Genomic DNA, 15,553 nt, shown 5'->3' with positions numbered 1-15,553 from the left:
CCACCGTACCGGCAGGCTTCGCCTCCCCACGGGTCGCCTGCCCGCCCGGGCCCCACCGCCTGGGCTCATCGGCTCAACCACAGGAAGGAGACAGACCGTGAGTCCACTGTTCACAGTGCAGCGCCCGGCAGGGCAGCCTGTCTCCCCGCGCGTTCTCATCCACCACTTCGACGGCGCCATGGACGCCGGCAATGCCGGAGCGCTGGCCGTCGAGCAGCTGCTCATGACCCTGCCCAACGAGCGCCTGGCGACCTTCGCCATCGACTCCCTGATCGACTACCGGGCGCGCCGGCCCGTCATGACCTACATCCACAACACCTACGCCTCGGTGGAGATGCCCGAGCTCGTCCTCGACCTCCTCCAGGATGACAACGGCGAGGACCTCCTGCTGCTCCACGGCGCCGAGCCGGACTTCCGCTGGGATGAGTTCGTGGGCGCCGTGGCCCATCTGGCCGTCTCGATGGGCGTGGGCCAGGCCATCGGCATGTCCGGCATCCCCATGGCGGTTCCCCACACGCGCCCCACCTACATCCACATGCACGGCAGCAGCCCCGAGCTGCTGCCCGCCCAGCCGGAGATCTTCGGACGGGTCGAGCTGCCCGGGTCCATGACCGGCTACCTGGAGCTGCGCCTGGGTGAGCTGGGACTGGACTCGCGCGGCGTGGCCGCGGCCATCCCCCACTACGTGGCTCGCGATGACTTCCCCCAGGGGGCCTCCGCCCTCCTGGCCGCCGTGGCCCAGTCCACCGGGCTGGCCCTGCCGGTGGGGGACCTGGAGGCGGCCGCCAGCATCAACCGCGCCGAGATCGACGCCGAGGCCGCCCAGCAGCCCGAGGTCACCGCCGTGGTGGCAGCCCTGGAGGCCCAGTACGACGCCCTGGCCCCGCGCATCTCCACCGAGGACCAGCAGGCTGTCGCACCACCTGCGGACCTGCCCAGCGCCGATGAGATCGGTGCCCGCCTGGAGGCCTTCCTGGAGTCCAAGGACTCAGGTGACCTGGGCACCCGGGGCTGGGGAGGCGCTCGCGGCCTGTGAGTCGGCCGCGGGGCGAGCGCCGGGGCCGGTCGGGCGCAGCCTGAGGGATCGCGCGGCCAGCCCCCTCCTCAGGGACGCGGCAGTGCCGGGTCCTGGGGATCCCACAGGCGGACTGGAAGGGGCAGGCGCCGCACGGCTCGCTCCATCTCCTCCAGCTCTGCGGCGCTGAAGGGCTCGGCCCGGGCCACGAGCACGAGGTTGCCGGGCCTGGCTCCGCGGGCGACCGCCGGATCGGCCACCACGACCAGGCCGCCTGCCAGGCTCGCCAGGGCCCTCAGCTCGGCCCCGGCCCGGGCTCGCGGCGCCGAGGAGGAGTTGGCCAGCATGAGCCCGCCCGGCGCCAGCACCCGCATGCAGTCGGCCAGGAAGCCCTGACTGCGACACGACTCGGGCACCCGCCCCTGAGCGAAGACATCGCGCACCACCACATCCCACTGGTCCTCCCGCATGCCGGTCACCACCTGGCGGGCATCTCCCACCCGGATGCGCAGGCGCGGGGAGCGGGGAAGGTCGAACCACTGGCGCACCAGGGAGGCCAGGGCCTCGTCGATCTCCACGGCCACCTGGGTCGATCCGCTCCGGGTGGCGTCCCAGGCGCGCGCCAGGCTGCAGCCGGCGCCGCCCAGATGAAGCGCCCTGACCGGCGAGTGATGGCCGATCAACGCGCCGAGCACCGCATCCATGTGCTGGTGGTACTCGAAGTCCAGGTGAGCCGGATCGACCAGGTCCACGAAGGAGGACTCCGTGCCGTCCAGCATGAGGAGGACCCCCGTGTCGTGGCGCACCAGCTCGGCCCGGGCGAAGGAGGTCTCAACGGGCCCGGTCGGAAGGTGGCCCAGGCCGGGGGTCTGGGAGCGTCGTCGGGAGCCCGTGCTGCGCCTGGGTGTCACAGGAGCACGTTAGCCTGGCTCCGCCGTCACAGGGCCCAACGGGCCCCGGCGCAGGGAAGGAGCAGGGATGAGCAGGGCACCGCGCTCGGCCCAGGCGCGACGCTCCTGGGGGCAGGACGACTCGGCCACCCCCATCCTGCACGTGGACATGGACGCCTTCTTCGCCTCCGTTGAGCTCAGGGAGCGGCCCGAGCTGGTCGGCCGTCCGGTGATCGTCGGGGGTCGCGACGGGCGCGGCGTGGTCTCGGCGGCCTCCTATGAGGCGCGAGCCTGCGGCGTGGCCTCGGCCATGTCGATGGCGGAGGCCGCCCGGCGCTGCCCCCAGGCCGTGGTCCTGCCCGTGCGCCACGGCCTGTACAGCCAGGTCTCCCAGCAGATCATGACCATCCTGGGGGAGGTCACCCCTGTGATGGAGAAGGTCAGCGTCGACGAGGCCTTCCTGGATGTGCGCGGCTCCAGGCGGCGGATGGGCAGTCCCGTCCGGATCGCCTCATGGATTCGCGAGCAGGTGCGCGACCGGACGGGCGTGACCGCCTCCGTGGGGGTGGCCTCCACCAAGTTCGTGGCCAAGCTCGCCTCGTCCCACGCCAAGCCCGATGGCCTCCTCCTCATCCCCGCCCAGTCCACCCGCGACTTCCTCGACCTGCTGCCCGTGGAGGCCCTGTGGGGCGTGGGCGCCCGCAGCGCCGAGCGCCTGGCGCGCTGGGGCATCACCGATGTGCGCGCCCTGGCCGCCACCGACGTGCGGCGCCTGGAGAGGATCCTGGGGCCCGCCGCCGGCCGCCACCTGCACGACCTGGCCCACGGCATCGACCCCCGGCCCGTCAGCCCGGGGCGCGAGGAGAAGTCCGTGGGCACTGAGTCCACCTTCTACTCCACGCTGACCGATCGCGAGCACGCCCGCAGGATCCTGCTGGACCAGACGCACCAGTGCGCGGCCCGCCTGCGCACCGGGGGCATGCGCTGCCGCGTCGTGGTCCTCAAGGTCCGAGGCGCCGACTTCACCACGGTCACGCGATCGCGCACGATGTCAGTCCCCACCGACCTGGCTCGGGACATCTGGCAGGCCGTGGAGGCGCTGTGGCAGGCCCTGCCCACGCCCAGTGGGGGGATCCGGCTCCTGGGGGTCCGCCTCGAGGGCCTGGCCCGGGCCGACGACGGCGTCCAGCTCCTCCTGGACGAGGATCCGCGGCGCGGGGCCCCCGAGCGCGCCGCCGACGCCGTGCGCCAGCGCTGGGGGCGCGGCGCTGTCACGCCCGCCAGCCTCCTGGGGCACAGCCGGCGCGACCGATGAGCCGTGCCGGGGACGGGCACCAGATGGACAGTGCGATCCATTCTCCGGTTGCGGTTTTCCTCAGGAGGCGCCGAGCGCTTATGGTGGAAGCACCATCCGGCCCGGGACGGCCGCCGCCGACCGACCCGAGCACGGAGGCGAGCCCACCCCCTGGCTCAGAATCGAGGAGCATCATGGCACTGTCAGAGCGAGAGCAGCAGGTCCTGCGGGACCTGGAGTCGCAGCTCCATGAGGAGGATCCTGCCCTTGCCGAGACCCTCGAGCGCGAGGAGCGCCGCCTGACCCGACCCTCGCCGCGCCATATCGGCGCCGGCGTCGCCCTGGTCCTGGTGGGCATCGCCCTGCTGATCTCGGGGGTCGCCGTGGGACATGGCGTGGGCTCCATCCTGCTGGGGGTCGCCGGATTCGCCGTCGCGGTCTGGGGCGTGTCCCTGGCCCTGACCCGCACCGCTGTCGGGGTGACGGCCACGCCCCAGGAGCGCAGGCCCAAGAGCCCGGGCCGCTCCTCCTTCATGGAGCGCCAGTCCGAGCGCTGGGACCGGCGCCGCGACGCCCAGGACTGATCTCCCGAGCCCACGAGAACCAGAGCTCCCCTGCTGCCCTCCACATCCTTCACATCCTCCACATCCCTCCACCTCCACTGACCACCGCCTGTCGACGACGACGGCCCCCTGCGCCCCGGCTCCGGCTCACGCCGTGAAACCGGGGCGCTTCTGTGCGCGCCCGTGCCCTTTCTCGGTCCGGGGGCGCCACGGAGCGCTCCTGGCCCTGATGGGCGCCGTCGGCTGGGCACCACGCCGAGGGCGCGCGCGGGCCCCGTCTTTCCCCCACTTCGCTCCACCGTGTATCACCCTTGCAATCACGCGGAAAAACCGGTGGCCGAGATCTGGTTGTGATCGCCTCGCGACCCAATGGTGGGAGAAAGGGGAGGGATGTGGAGTAAGGTGGTGCGCACTGGGCAGCCGAGGGGAAGGAGGGCCCGATGTTCCTGGGCACCCACGCCCCGAAGCTCGATGACAAGGGCCGCCTCATCCTTCCTGCCAAGTTCCGCGAGGAGCTGGCAGGGGGCATCGTCCTGACCCGAGGCCAGGAGCACTGCCTCTACGCCTTCACCACCGCCGAGTTCGAGCGCATGTACGCCCAGCTGCGCGAGGCGCCCCTCGCGCAGAAGCAGGCGCGCGACTACGTGCGCGTCATGCTGTCGGGAGCCGACTCCCAGATCCCCGACAAGCAGGGCCGCATCACGCTGCCGGCGTCGCTGAGGTCCTATGCGGGCCTGACACGGGACCTGGCCGTCATCGGCGCGGGCGCCCGGGTGGAGATCTGGGACGCCACCGCATGGAGCGAGTACCTGGCCGCTCAGGAGCAGGTCTTCGCCGATACCGCCGAGGAGATCATCCCCGGCTTCTTCTGAGCACCACCGAGAAGCGCGCATGCGCCGGCGACCGCCTCGTGAGGTCTCCGCCCGATGCCGAGTCCGACGCCTCTTCCCCGGCGCCGGAATCACGGGAGGAGTCCTGGCGAGGCGGCCGGACGGCAGGCGTCCCCCGCCTCGGACCTCCCTGAGCCCCTTCGCGGGCTCAGTGCGGGTCCATCAGGTCGGTTCGGGCCGCCCGGCGCAGGCGCCGCAGCACCAGCCAGCAAAACAGCCAGCAATCAGCCAGCACCACCAGGACGCACGAGGGAAGGGGGACGCGCATGAGCGGCGCCGATCGCGCATGGGCCACTGTCGACGACGCCGGCCAGGCCCACGACGCCGCCGGCAGCCGGGCGCCGGCCGCCGAGCTGCACACGCCCGTCCTGCTCGATGAGTGCCTCGACCTCCTGGCGCCCCCGATCCTGCGGGCCGGGGCGGGGGCCGTCATGATCGATGCCACGCTGGGCATGGGCGGGCACAGCGAGGGCGCCCTGGAGCGCTTCGAGGGCCTGACGGTCATCGGCATCGACCGCGACCCCCAGGCCATCGCCCTGGCCGGCCAGCGCCTGGCCCGATTCGGTGAGCGCTTCCGCGCCGTGCACACCACCTATGACCGCATCGGCGAGGTGGCCGCCTCCGAGGCAGGCGGGGGAGTCGAGGCCATCCTCATGGACCTGGGGGTCTCCTCCCTCCAGCTCGACGACGCCGAGCGGGGCTTCTCCTACGCCCGCCCAGCCCCTCTGGATATGAGGATGGACCAGTCGGGCGGCACCACCGCCCAGGACATCCTCGACCAGTCCAGCGCCGCGGAGCTGGCGGCCATCCTGCGCGATTACGGCGAGGAGCGATTCGCCCAGCGCATCGCCGCCTCCGTGGTGCGCCGTCGCCAGGAGGGCAGGCCCGTGCGCTCCACCGATGAGCTGGCCGAGCTCGTGCGCGCCGCGATCCCGGCGGGCGCCCGCCGCACCGGGGGGCATCCGGCCAAGCGGACCTTCCAGGCCCTGCGCATCGCGGTCAACGCCGAGCTCGACGTCCTGGCCGCCGCCGTGCCCAGCGCCCTCAACGCCCTGGCGGTGGGCGGGCGACTGGTCGTGGAGTCCTACCAGTCCCTGGAGGACCGGATCATCAAGCGGGCCCTGGCCCATGGCGCCACCTCGCGCGCCCCGCAGGGCCTTCCGATCATCCCCGAGTCGGACCAGCCCTACCTGGAGCTCCTCACCCACGGGGCCGCACGGGCCGACGACGCCGAGCTCGCCTCCAATCCGAGGGCCGCCAGCGTCCGGCTGCGGGCCGCGGCGCGCACCCGGGACGCCGTCCAGGCGCCGGCGCCCCCGCCCGCACCGCCGGGGCCGCGGGCCCCGGGCGGCCGATCCACTCAGAGCACCCGAGCCGCCAGGCACATGAGGAACCGACCCAGCAGCACACGAGGAGGGACACGCCGATGAGCGCCACCGCCACCGCCCGCGTCCAGGGACGCCGCTTCGCATCGCAGCCGAGCGCCGTCGAAGGGCGCGCCCAGGGGGCATCGCCCGCGAGCGCGGGTCGTGCCCAGGACTCGGCACGACCGGCACTGCGCGTTATCCGCTCCGCGGCCCCGTCGCGCTCGACCCTGCCCTTCCTGGCCATCATCATCCTCATCCTGTCCGGAGCGCTGGTGGCCTCCATGCTCCTCAACGCTCAGATGGCCGACACCGCCTACCAGATGAAGGACAAGCAGATCGAGCTCAATGTCATGAACGACCATGTCGAGACCCTGCGCACCCAGGTCCAGGAGGCCTCGGCCCCCGACAGCCTGGCCTCGAGGGCCGAGGAGCTGGGCATGGTCCCGGCCGGCGCCCCGGGAGTGGTGGACCTGGAGAGCTCCTCCCTCAGCGGCGGCGCGCCGGCCGAGGCGGAGAAGCAGCGGTGAACCCCTCGCGCCGCAATGTCCTGCGCCTGGGAGGAGCCGGGCTCTTCGCCATCCTGGCGGGGCGCACCGCCTACCTCCAGGCCGTGGCCGGGCCCGAGCTGTCGGCCCGCGCCAAGGCCGAGCGCACCGTCTCCTGGGTCAACCGGGCGCCGCGCGGGGACATCACCGGCCGTGACGGCACGGTGCTGGCCTCCAGCGCCGTGAGCTATGACATCGGGGTCAACCAGGTGGTCGTGGCCCAGTACGAGCAGGAGGAGGACAGGGTCAACCAGGCCACGGGGGAGACCGAGAGCGTGGTGGTGGGCTATGGCGCCGCGGCGGCGGCGGCCCAGTTGGCCCCCATCCTGGAGCTCGACCCGCTCGAGCTGGGGGCCACGATGGTGGGCGACTCCAGCTACGCGATCATCGCCCAGGAGGTCAATCCCGACACCTGGCGGAAGATCAAGGCGCTGGGCATCCCCGGCGTCGAGCCCGATCAACGCACCCGGCGCACCTACCCGGCAGGGAAGGTCGCCGGCAATGTCCTGGGCTACACCTACGAGGATGACACCCGCCGCCTGGTCGGCTCGGCGGGCCTGGAGCTGACCCAGAACGAGCGCCTGTCGGGCAAGGACGGTGAGGGCAGCGAGGAGATCGGGCGAACCGGGGTCATCATTCCCACCGGCGAGCAGCAGGACACCGCGGCCGTGCCCGGAGTCACCGTGCGCACCACCCTGGATCCCGATCTGCAGTCCATCGCCCAGAGCGCCGTGGATCGGGTGGTGGCCGCCGAGAACGCCCTGTGGGGGACGGTGGTGGCCATGGAGCCGGATACCGGCAAGGTCCTCATCCTGGCCGACTCCAACTCGGTGGATCCCGCCGACCCGGGCGCCACCTCGGAGGATGACCGGGCCGCTCGCAGCGTCCAGGCCGTCTTCGAGCCCGGCAGCGTGGGCAAGGTGGTCACCTTCGCCACCGCCATCGAGGAGGGCACGGTCACTCCCGAGGACGTGTGGTCGGTGCCCTACACCTGGACCGCGCCCAATGGGCAGAGCTTCCGCGACTCCCACGAGCATGAGCACCAGATGCTGACCACGGCCCAGGTGCTGGCCGAGTCCTCCAATGTGGGGACCGTCCAGATCGGTCAGACCCTCGAGGACAAGGTGCGCTACTCCTATATGGAGCGCTTCGGCTGGGGCGCCCTGACCGGGATCGAGATGCCTGGGGAGTCGGATGGGCTGATCACCGGCCCCGAGACCTGGGATGACCGGACCCGCTACACCACCATGTTCGGCCAGGGCCTGGCCACCACCACCCTGCAGGCGGTCCAGTCGCTGTCCGCCATCGCCAACAAGGGCGTGCGCGTGGCCCCTCGCATCGTGGATTCCTGGATCGACGCCGAGGGGGAGGCCGAGCCCCAGGCGCAGCCCGAGGGGGTGCGCGTCATCACAGAGGCGACGGCCGCCACCATGACCGAGATGCTCATCGGGGTCACCCAGGAGGGCGGAACCGCTGAGGCCGCCTCCATCGACGGCTACCTCGTGGCCGGTAAGACCGGGACCACCGAGATCCTCACCGAGGATGGGACCGTGGCCTCATTCGTCGGCTTCCTGCCGGCGCGCGCACCGGCCCTGGCAATAGCCGTTATCATCTACCGACCCGATGGGGTCTATGGCGGCACCGTGGCTGCTCCCGTCTTCAGGGAGGTCGCTCTGGCCGCCATGCAGTCCCTCGGCATCGCCCCCGACCCCTCGGTCATCGCCGCCGCCGCGGCTGAGCATCCCGAGGAGGCTCGGCAGCGATAGCCGCGTGACAACAAGCACGCCGCCGGTGCGGTGGCCAGGCCCCCTGTGGAGGATCTCCACAGCGGGCACGCGATAGATTGAGGAACCATGAACAACCAGGCCTACGAGTCGGCCGCGAGCCTGCGGCCGAAGCACAACCCCCCGGTGCCGCTCGGCGCGCTCGCGCAGGCCGCATCCCTGGTCCCCGCCACCCCCCAGGACGCCGCTGCGCTGGAATCCCTGCAGGCCACAGGCCTCTCCGTGGACTCCGGGGACATCCTCCCCGGTGAGATCTTCGCGGCGCTGCCCGGCTTCAACGCCCATGGCGCCCGCTACGCCGCCCAGGCCGTCCAGGCCGGGGCCATCGCCGTGGTCACCGACTCCCAGGGCGCCGGGATCGTCGCCGAGACCTGTCCCGGAACTCCGGTGCTGCTGGCGAGTGATCCGCGGGCCGTCGTCGGGCCCCTGGCCGCCGAGGTCTATCACCACCCCTCACGCCACCTGGTGACCACCGCGGTGACCGGGACCAATGGCAAGACCACCACCTCCTACTTCCTGGACGCCATCCTGTCGGCCCACCTGGGCGCCTGCATGATGGCCGGCACCATCGAGCTGCGCGTGGGCCGCAGGTCCGTGGAGTCCCCGCGCACCACCGTCGAGGCGCCGGTGCTCCAGCGCATGCTCGCCCTGGCCCTGGAGGAGGGAGTGGGCGCCGCCTCCCTGGAGGCCTCCAGCCACGCCATCGTCCTGCACCGCCTGGACGCGACCTCCATCGACATCGCGGGATTCACCAACCTGCAGCGCGACCACCTCGACTTCCACTCCACCATGGAGGAGTACCTGCAGGCCAAGGCCCAGCTGTTCACCCCCGAGCACTCCAGTCGCGGCGTGGTCTGCGTCGACGACCGCTGGGGGGCGCAACTGGCCGCCGAGGCCGCCATCCCGGTGGACCGCCTGCGCGCCTACCCCGGCCAGACCCCCGCGGACTGGTGGGTCACCGATGCCACCGTCTCCCTGGAGGAGGCCGCCACCACCTTCACCCTCCACGGGCCCGACGGCGAGGAGATCGCCGCCTCCTGCCCGCTGCCGGGACTGGTCAATGTGCAGAACGCGGCCCTGGCCCTGGTCATGGCCATCCGCGCGGGCGTGCCCACTGACACGGCAGTGACCGCCCTGGCGGGCGCCCACAACATCCCCGGGCGCATGCAGCGCATCAGCCAGCGCGACGGCCGGCGCGGCCTGTGCATCGTGGACTTCGCCCACACCCCCGACGCCATGGAGCTGGCCCTGGCGGCCGTGCGGCCCATCACCCCGGGCAGGCTCATCGTCGTCTTCGGCTCCGACGGCGATCGCGACCAGGGCAAGCGCCCCATGCTGGGGGAGGTCTGCGCCCGCCTGGCCGACGTCCTGGTGGTCACCGATGAGAACCCCCGCAGCGAGGATCCCGGGCTCATCCGGGCCGCCATCCTGGAGGGGGTGCGCTCAGTGCGCCCCGGGATGGAGAACGTCGAGGAGATCACCACCTGGCGCGGCGACGCCGTGGAGCGGGGTGTCGAGCTGTGCGGACCCGATGACACCGTCATCGTCACCGGCAAGGGCCATGAGCCCTTCCTTGAGGCCGCGGGGGAGTTCATCCGCTACAACGATGCTCCGGTGATGGCCCAGGCCGTGGAGAAGAAGTGGGGGAGGCCATGAGGCGAGCTCTGTCCCAAGTGGCCGCCGCCGTGGGAGGCAGGCTCATCGGCGCCGAGGCCACTGTCAGCGGGCCGGTGGTCACCGACTCGCGCCAGGCCGAGCCCGGATCCCTGTTCGTCGCCGTGGCCGGCGAGCGCACGGACGGGCACGCCCACCTGGCCCAGGCCGCCGCCGGGGGAGCCGTGGGCGCCCTGATCAGCGATCTGCCGGCTGCCGGCGCGGCCCTGGAGGGGGCCGGCAGCGAGCTGGGCCTGATCGTGGTCCCCGATACCGTCGAGGCCCTGGGTGCCCTGGCCCGCGCCCACCTGGCCGATCTGCGCGCCGCGCGCCCCGGGGGGCTGAGCGTGGTGGCCATGACCGGCTCGGTCGGCAAGACCACCACCAAGGACCTGACTCGCCAGCTGCTGGCCGCCGATGGCCCCACCGTGGCCCCTCGCGCCAGCTTCAACAACGAGATCGGCCTGCCGCTGACGGTGCTCCAGACCGATGAGGACACCCGCCATCTCGTGCTGGAGATGGGCGCCTCCGGCCCCGGCCATATCGCCTACCTGACCGATATCGCCCCTCTGGATGGCGCCGCGGTCCTCATGATCGGGCACGCCCATATGGGCGGATTCGGGTCCATCGAGGGCGTGGCCCGGGCCAAGGCGGAGATCCTCGACGGGCTGGTTGCCGGCGGCAGGGCCCTGCTCAACGCCGACGATCCGCACTGCCTCGAACTGGCGGGACGCGCCCGGGGGGAGGTCCTGACCTTCTCCACCCAGGGCCCGGCCGACATCCGCGCCACCGGCATCGAGATGGCCGACGGCGCCCACGCCTCCTTCGACCTTGACCTTCCCGGCCTGGGCCGGCCGCGCCGCATCACCCTGGCCCTGCCCGGCAGGCACAACATCTCCAACGCCCTGGCCGCCGCGGGCCTGGCCCTCATCGCCGGCCCCGACCCCGAGCTCATCGCCGCCGAGCTGGGCGGGGCGCGCATCGAGAGCCCCCACCGCATGGACGTGAGCACTCTGGGCGGGGATCTGCTGCTCATCGATGACTCCTACAACGCCAATATCGACTCCATGACCGCGGCCCTGGCCGCCCTGCCCGAGATGGCCGGGCAACGGCGCCGCGTGGTCATCATCTCCGAGATGCTGGAGCTGGGGGAGTCCTCGCATGCCGATCACATCCGCACCGGCGAGCTCGCCCATGCCGCGGATGCGGCCCTGCTCGTCGGGATCGGCCCGGGTGCCCAGGCGGCCCTGGAGGCCGCCGAGCGCCGAGGCACCGCCATCGCGGGCTACCCGGACGCGGACGCGGCCATCGCCCGGATCGACACGCTGCTGCGGGACGGCGACGCCGTCCTGGTCAAGGGATCCAACGGCTCAGGCGCCTGGCGGCTGGCCGACCACCTCAAGGAGGCTCGCCCCCGATGACTGCCATCCTCATCTCCGGCGTGATCGGACTGATCGGCTCGCTGCTGGGAACCCCCCTGCTCATCCGCTATCTCCAGGTCAAGGAGTACGGCCAGTTCATCCGCCAGGACGGGCCCCAGGGGCACTTCACCAAGCGCGGCACCCCCACCATGGGGGGCGTGGTCATCATCGGCTCGGCGGTGATCGGCTACCTGCTGGCCAACCTCAGCCAGATGCGCGTCCCCGGCGCCTCCGGCACACTGCTGCTCTTCCTCGTGGTGGGCCTGGCACTGATCGGCTTCCTCGATGACTTCTCCAAGATCTCCAAGCAGCGATCCCTGGGACTCAGGGCATGGCAGAAGATCGTGGGACAGGCCCTGATCGGGATCACCTTCGCGGTGGCCGCCCTGAACTTCGCCGACCGCAACGGGCTGACCCCGGCCTCCACGCGCATCTCATTCGCCCGCGACTCCATGATCGACCTCGCTTTCGCCGGCGCGGCGGTGGGCCTGGTCCTGTTCGTCATCTGGGCCAACTTCCTCATCACCGCCTGGTCCAATGCGGTCAACCTCACTGATGGCCTGGACGGCCTGGCAGCGGGCGCATCGACCATGGTCTTCGGGGCCTACACCCTCATCGGGGTCTGGCAGATCAACCAGTCCTGCCTCTACGGGCACGCCGAGACCGTGGCCACCACCTGCTACCAGGTCCGCGATCCGCGCGACCTGGCCATGATCGCCGCAGCACTCATGGGATCGTGCTTCGGCTTCCTGTGGTGGAACGCCTCGCCGGCCAAGATCTTCATGGGCGACACCGGCTCCCTGGCCCTGGGCGGGGCCCTGGCCGGGCTGTCCATCCTCACGCGCACCGAGTTCCTGGCGGTCATCCTCGGCGGGCTGTTCCTGGCCGAGGTCATCTCCGACGTCATCCAGATCGGCTCCTTCAAGGCAACAGGCAAGAGAGTCTTCCGCATGGCTCCACTGCATCACCACTTCGAACTGGGAGGATGGACCGAGGTCAATGTCGTGATCCGCTTCTGGATCATCGCCGGCCTGTGCGTCATCACCGGCCTGGGGCTGTTCTACGCGGAGTACCTCCTGGGCTGAGGGCCTGTGGGGACGCGGATGCGCATGATCGCCGGCCCCGTGAAGGCCGGCGCCAAGAGGATCAGGAGTGAGCCAGCACCGTGAGGAGCAATGAGGAGGAGGCCGGCCTCCGGTGGGAGTCGCAGGCCACGGCAGGCGCCCTCGCCCGCCAGCTGGAGGGAGCACGTGTTGGCGTCATCGGCCTGGGCCGCACCGGCCGCGCCGTCGTCGATGCCCTGAGCACCCTGGGCGCGCAGGTGCATGTCTTCGACGCCCGAGCCGCCTCCATCGAGGAGCTCGACATCCCCGTGGCCTCGGCCACCGCCGCTGCCGCGCCGGAGATCGCCGCCGCGCTGGAGGCCAGCGACCTGCGCCTGGCGGTGGTCTCACCCGGCGTCCCCGCCACCGGACCGGTTCTGAGCCGGGCGATCAGCGCCGGCATCGAGACCTGGAGCGAGGTTGAGCTGGCCTGGCGCCTTCAGCGCGACTCGGCCCGACCCGATGTCCCCTGGCTGGCCCTGACCGGAACCGACGGCAAGACCACCACTGTGAGCATGCTCTCGGCGATCCTCCAGGCCCAGGGCCTGGTGGCCCCGGCTGTCGGCAATATCGGCACCCCCGTCCTGGAGGCCGTCCTGGCCGGCCGGGCCGATGCCCTGGCGGTGGAGCTCTCCAGCTTCCAGCTGCACACCACCCGCTCCATGGAGCCCCTGGCCTCAGCCTGCCTCAATCTGGCGGCCGACCACCTGGACTGGCACGGCGGCCTGGAGGCCTACGCCGCCGACAAGGCCCGCGTCTACACGGCCACCCGCCTGGCCGCCGTCTACAACACGGCGGATCGGGCCACCGAGGAGATGGTCCGCCAGGCCGACGTCGCCGAGGGCTGCCGCGCGATCGGCTTCACCCTGGCGATCCCCCGGCTCGGCCAGGTGGGCGTGGTCGAGGATCTGCTGGTGGATCGGGGCTTCGGCCCGGCGCGGTCCACCAGCGGCATCGAGCTGGCCACCCTCGCCGACCTGGCCCACCTGGCCCCAGGGGGCCAGGCCTCCCGCCTGCCCGCGCATCTTCTGGCCGACGCCCTGGCCGCCGCCGCCCTGGCACGCGCCGCCGGAGCCGCGCCCGAGGCCGTGGCCCAGGGCCTGCGCGACTACAGCCCCGGCGCCCACCGCATGGTCACCGTGGCCCAGGGGGCGGGAGTCACCTGGGTCGACGACTCCAAGGCCACCAACCCGCACGCCGCCCAGGCCTCGCTCAGCGGCCTGGCCGAGGGGACGGGGGTGTGGATCGCCGGTGGGGACACCAAGGGCGCCCGCTTCGAGGACCTGGTCAGCGCGGTGCGCCACCGCCTGCGCGCCGTCGTCCTCATCGGCAAGGACCAGGGCGACCTCCTGTCCGCCCTGGCCTCCCGCGCCCCGGAGCTGACGGTGACCCGGATCGACGACGGCGCCCCCGGGGCGATCATGGATGCGGCGGTCCAGGCCGCCGCCGCCCTGGCCAGGCCCGGGGACACCGTCCTGCTGGCCCCCGCCTGCGCCTCCTGGGACCAGTTCTCCTCCTACGCCGAGCGCGGCGAGCTCTTCGCCGAGCGCGCCAGCATCGCCGCGCGCCGAGCGCAGGGCGGGCCGACCCCATGAGCGCGTCGAGCCCCGCCGCCCGGGACACCGCAGGGGCCCAGGGCTCCACAGCGCCCCGGGACACTGCCTCCGCGCCTCCCCGGCGCCGCGGAGTCCTGGCCGCAGTGGGCTCCCGCCTGCGCCGCATCTGGCCCGCCGCCCTGTCCGCCTCACCCCAGGACACCGGTGGGCAGCAGGACAGCCCCGGCCGCAAGCCGGGCCGGCGCGCTGAGCCGGCCACCCTGACCTACTACGTGCTGCTGCTGTCCACCCTGGTGCTGCTGACCCTGGGGCTCATCATGGTCTTCTCCGTCCAGTCGGTGGTCGTGGCCGCCACCGGTGGCAACGCCTTCACCGACTTCGCCAAGTACCTGGGATTCGCCGTGGTCGGCGTGCTGGGGATGCTCATCGTCTCACGGATGCCGCCCCGATGGTTCCCCCGGGCCGCCTGGCCGCTCCTGGCCCTGACCCTGGGGCTCCAGTTGCTGGTCTTCTCGCCCATCGGCGTCAATGTCTACGGCAACCGCAACTGGATCCTCATCCCCGGCATCGGCACCGCCCAGCCCTCGGAGTTCATCAAGCTGGCCCTGGCCCTGCTCCTGGGGAACCTCATCTCCTGGTACACCCGTGGCCGCAAGGACCGCTGGGCCCGGGCGGGCTGGGTGCTCGTCACCCTGGCCATCGGCTCGGTCCTGGCCGGTCAGGACCTGGGGACGGTCATCATCCTGGTGCTCATCGTGGCCGGGGCCCTGTGGGTGGGCGGACTGCGCACGGGATGGTTCGCCGTGCTCGGCGTTGCCGGCATCCTGGGCTTCCTGGGGGCCTCCATGCTCTCGTCCAATCGGCGCGGGCGCATCATCGCCTGGCTCAACCCCGAGGGCGCCGACCCCACCGGAGTGGGCTACCAGCCCATGCACGGGCGCTGGGCGCTGGGCACCGGGGGATGGTTCGGGGTCGGCCCGGGCTCCTCTCGCCAGAAGTGGGGCTACCTGACCCAGGCGGACTCCGACTACATCTTCGCCGTCCTGGGCGAGGAGTTCGGCCTTGTGGGCTCCCTGACGGTCATCATCCTCTTCGCCGCCATCGGCGCCTGCTGCCTGCGCATCATGCGGCGGCACACCGACACCGGCATCATCGCCATCACCTCGGCCATCGGCGCCTGGATCGTGGGGCAGGCGCTGATCAACATGATGGTGGTCACCGGTATCCTTCCCGTTCTGGGCGTTCCCCTTCCGCTCATCAGCCGCGGGGGCACCGCCCTGATCTCCGTGCTCCTGGCCATCGGTGTGCTACTGGCCTATGCCAGACACGAACCCGGCGCGCAGGAGGCCCTGACCTCAAGCCCCGGTGCTCTGCGCCGTACCCTTGCGGTGATCGTCCCTAGGAGGAACCGTGCCTGACATCCCTGAGCCCAGCCCAGCGCTTCCTGAGCCCGACGAGCCCGCCGAGCCCGC

At 72.0% G+C, this 15,553-nt stretch carries 13 protein-coding genes; 12 read left to right on the top strand and 1 reads right to left on the bottom strand.

What is annotated here, in order from left to right; all coding sequences use genetic code 11:
- Positions 1-97 precede the first annotated feature (97 nt).
- Positions 98-1,036: a PAC2 family protein gene (locus EL266_RS11000; protein WP_026426640.1), complete on the top strand. Its 939-nt coding sequence runs from the start codon at positions 98-100 to the stop codon at positions 1,034-1,036.
- Positions 1,037-1,104: 68 nt separating this feature from the next.
- Here the strand turns inward: EL266_RS11000 and EL266_RS10995 are convergent, their stop codons facing one another.
- On the bottom strand, positions 1,105-1,926 hold the full coding sequence (locus tag EL266_RS10995; RefSeq protein ID WP_026426641.1) for a spermidine synthase: 822 nt from the start codon (positions 1,924-1,926) through the stop codon (positions 1,105-1,107).
- 67 nt (positions 1,927-1,993) lie between these two features.
- Here EL266_RS10995 and EL266_RS10990 point away from each other — a divergent pair, with 67 nt between their 5' ends.
- The 11 genes from EL266_RS10990 to EL266_RS10940 all read left to right on the top strand — a co-directional run bounded on the left by EL266_RS10990 (position 1,994) and on the right by EL266_RS10940 (position 15,499).
- Positions 1,994-3,220 carry a DNA polymerase IV gene (locus EL266_RS10990; protein WP_026426642.1) on the top strand — a complete coding sequence of 409 codons (1,227 nt, stop codon included), beginning with the start codon at positions 1,994-1,996 and terminating at the stop codon, positions 3,218-3,220.
- A gap of 173 nt (positions 3,221-3,393) precedes the next feature.
- The gene (locus tag EL266_RS10985) at positions 3,394-3,783 is read left to right on the top strand and encodes a DUF3040 domain-containing protein (RefSeq protein WP_026426643.1); all 390 of its coding nucleotides are present in this window, start codon (positions 3,394-3,396) and stop codon (positions 3,781-3,783) included.
- A 419-nt stretch (positions 3,784-4,202) separates the two neighbouring features.
- The gene (gene mraZ, locus EL266_RS10980; protein WP_026426644.1) at positions 4,203-4,634 is read left to right on the top strand and encodes a division/cell wall cluster transcriptional repressor MraZ; all 432 of its coding nucleotides are present in this window, start codon (positions 4,203-4,205) and stop codon (positions 4,632-4,634) included.
- 284 nt (positions 4,635-4,918) lie between these two features.
- On the top strand, positions 4,919-6,082 hold the full coding sequence (gene rsmH, locus EL266_RS10975; RefSeq protein WP_084500597.1) for a 16S rRNA (cytosine(1402)-N(4))-methyltransferase RsmH: 1,164 nt from the start codon (positions 4,919-4,921) through the stop codon (positions 6,080-6,082).
- Entirely contained in the window at positions 6,079-6,546 is a 468-nt protein-coding gene (locus tag EL266_RS10970; protein ID WP_026426645.1) for a hypothetical protein, read from the top strand. Before rsmH ends, EL266_RS10970 begins: the two co-directional genes overlap by 4 nt.
- Entirely contained in the window at positions 6,543-8,330 is a 1,788-nt protein-coding gene (locus EL266_RS10965; protein WP_026426646.1) for a peptidoglycan D,D-transpeptidase FtsI family protein, read from the top strand. Before EL266_RS10970 ends, EL266_RS10965 begins: the two co-directional genes overlap by 4 nt.
- 87 nt (positions 8,331-8,417) lie before the next feature.
- Complete coding sequence (locus tag EL266_RS10960; protein WP_026426647.1) at positions 8,418-10,004, top strand: UDP-N-acetylmuramoyl-L-alanyl-D-glutamate--2,6-diaminopimelate ligase; 1,587 nt, start codon at positions 8,418-8,420, stop codon at positions 10,002-10,004.
- A complete protein-coding gene (locus EL266_RS10955) occupies positions 10,001-11,422 on the top strand; it encodes a UDP-N-acetylmuramoyl-tripeptide--D-alanyl-D-alanine ligase (protein WP_197719242.1) in 1,422 nt (473 codons plus the stop codon). The genes EL266_RS10960 and EL266_RS10955 overlap by 4 nt, the downstream gene beginning before the upstream one ends.
- Positions 11,419-12,507, top strand: a complete 1,089-nt coding sequence (gene mraY / locus EL266_RS10950; protein ID WP_026426649.1) for a phospho-N-acetylmuramoyl-pentapeptide-transferase — start codon at positions 11,419-11,421, stop codon at positions 12,505-12,507. The genes EL266_RS10955 and mraY overlap by 4 nt, the downstream gene beginning before the upstream one ends.
- Before the next feature lie 80 nt (positions 12,508-12,587).
- Complete coding sequence (gene murD / locus EL266_RS10945; protein ID WP_051281043.1) at positions 12,588-14,120, top strand: UDP-N-acetylmuramoyl-L-alanine--D-glutamate ligase; 1,533 nt, start codon at positions 12,588-12,590, stop codon at positions 14,118-14,120.
- Positions 14,117-15,499: an FtsW/RodA/SpoVE family cell cycle protein gene (locus tag EL266_RS10940; protein ID WP_084500600.1), complete on the top strand. Its 1,383-nt coding sequence runs from the start codon at positions 14,117-14,119 to the stop codon at positions 15,497-15,499. The genes murD and EL266_RS10940 overlap by 4 nt, the downstream gene beginning before the upstream one ends.
- The last annotated feature ends 54 nt before the right edge of the window (positions 15,500-15,553 follow it).

Source organism: Actinomyces slackii (assembly GCF_900637295.1).
Classification (GTDB): Bacteria; Actinomycetota; Actinomycetes; order Actinomycetales; family Actinomycetaceae; genus Actinomyces; species Actinomyces slackii.
This window is presented reverse-complemented; position numbering and strand designations above follow the sequence as displayed.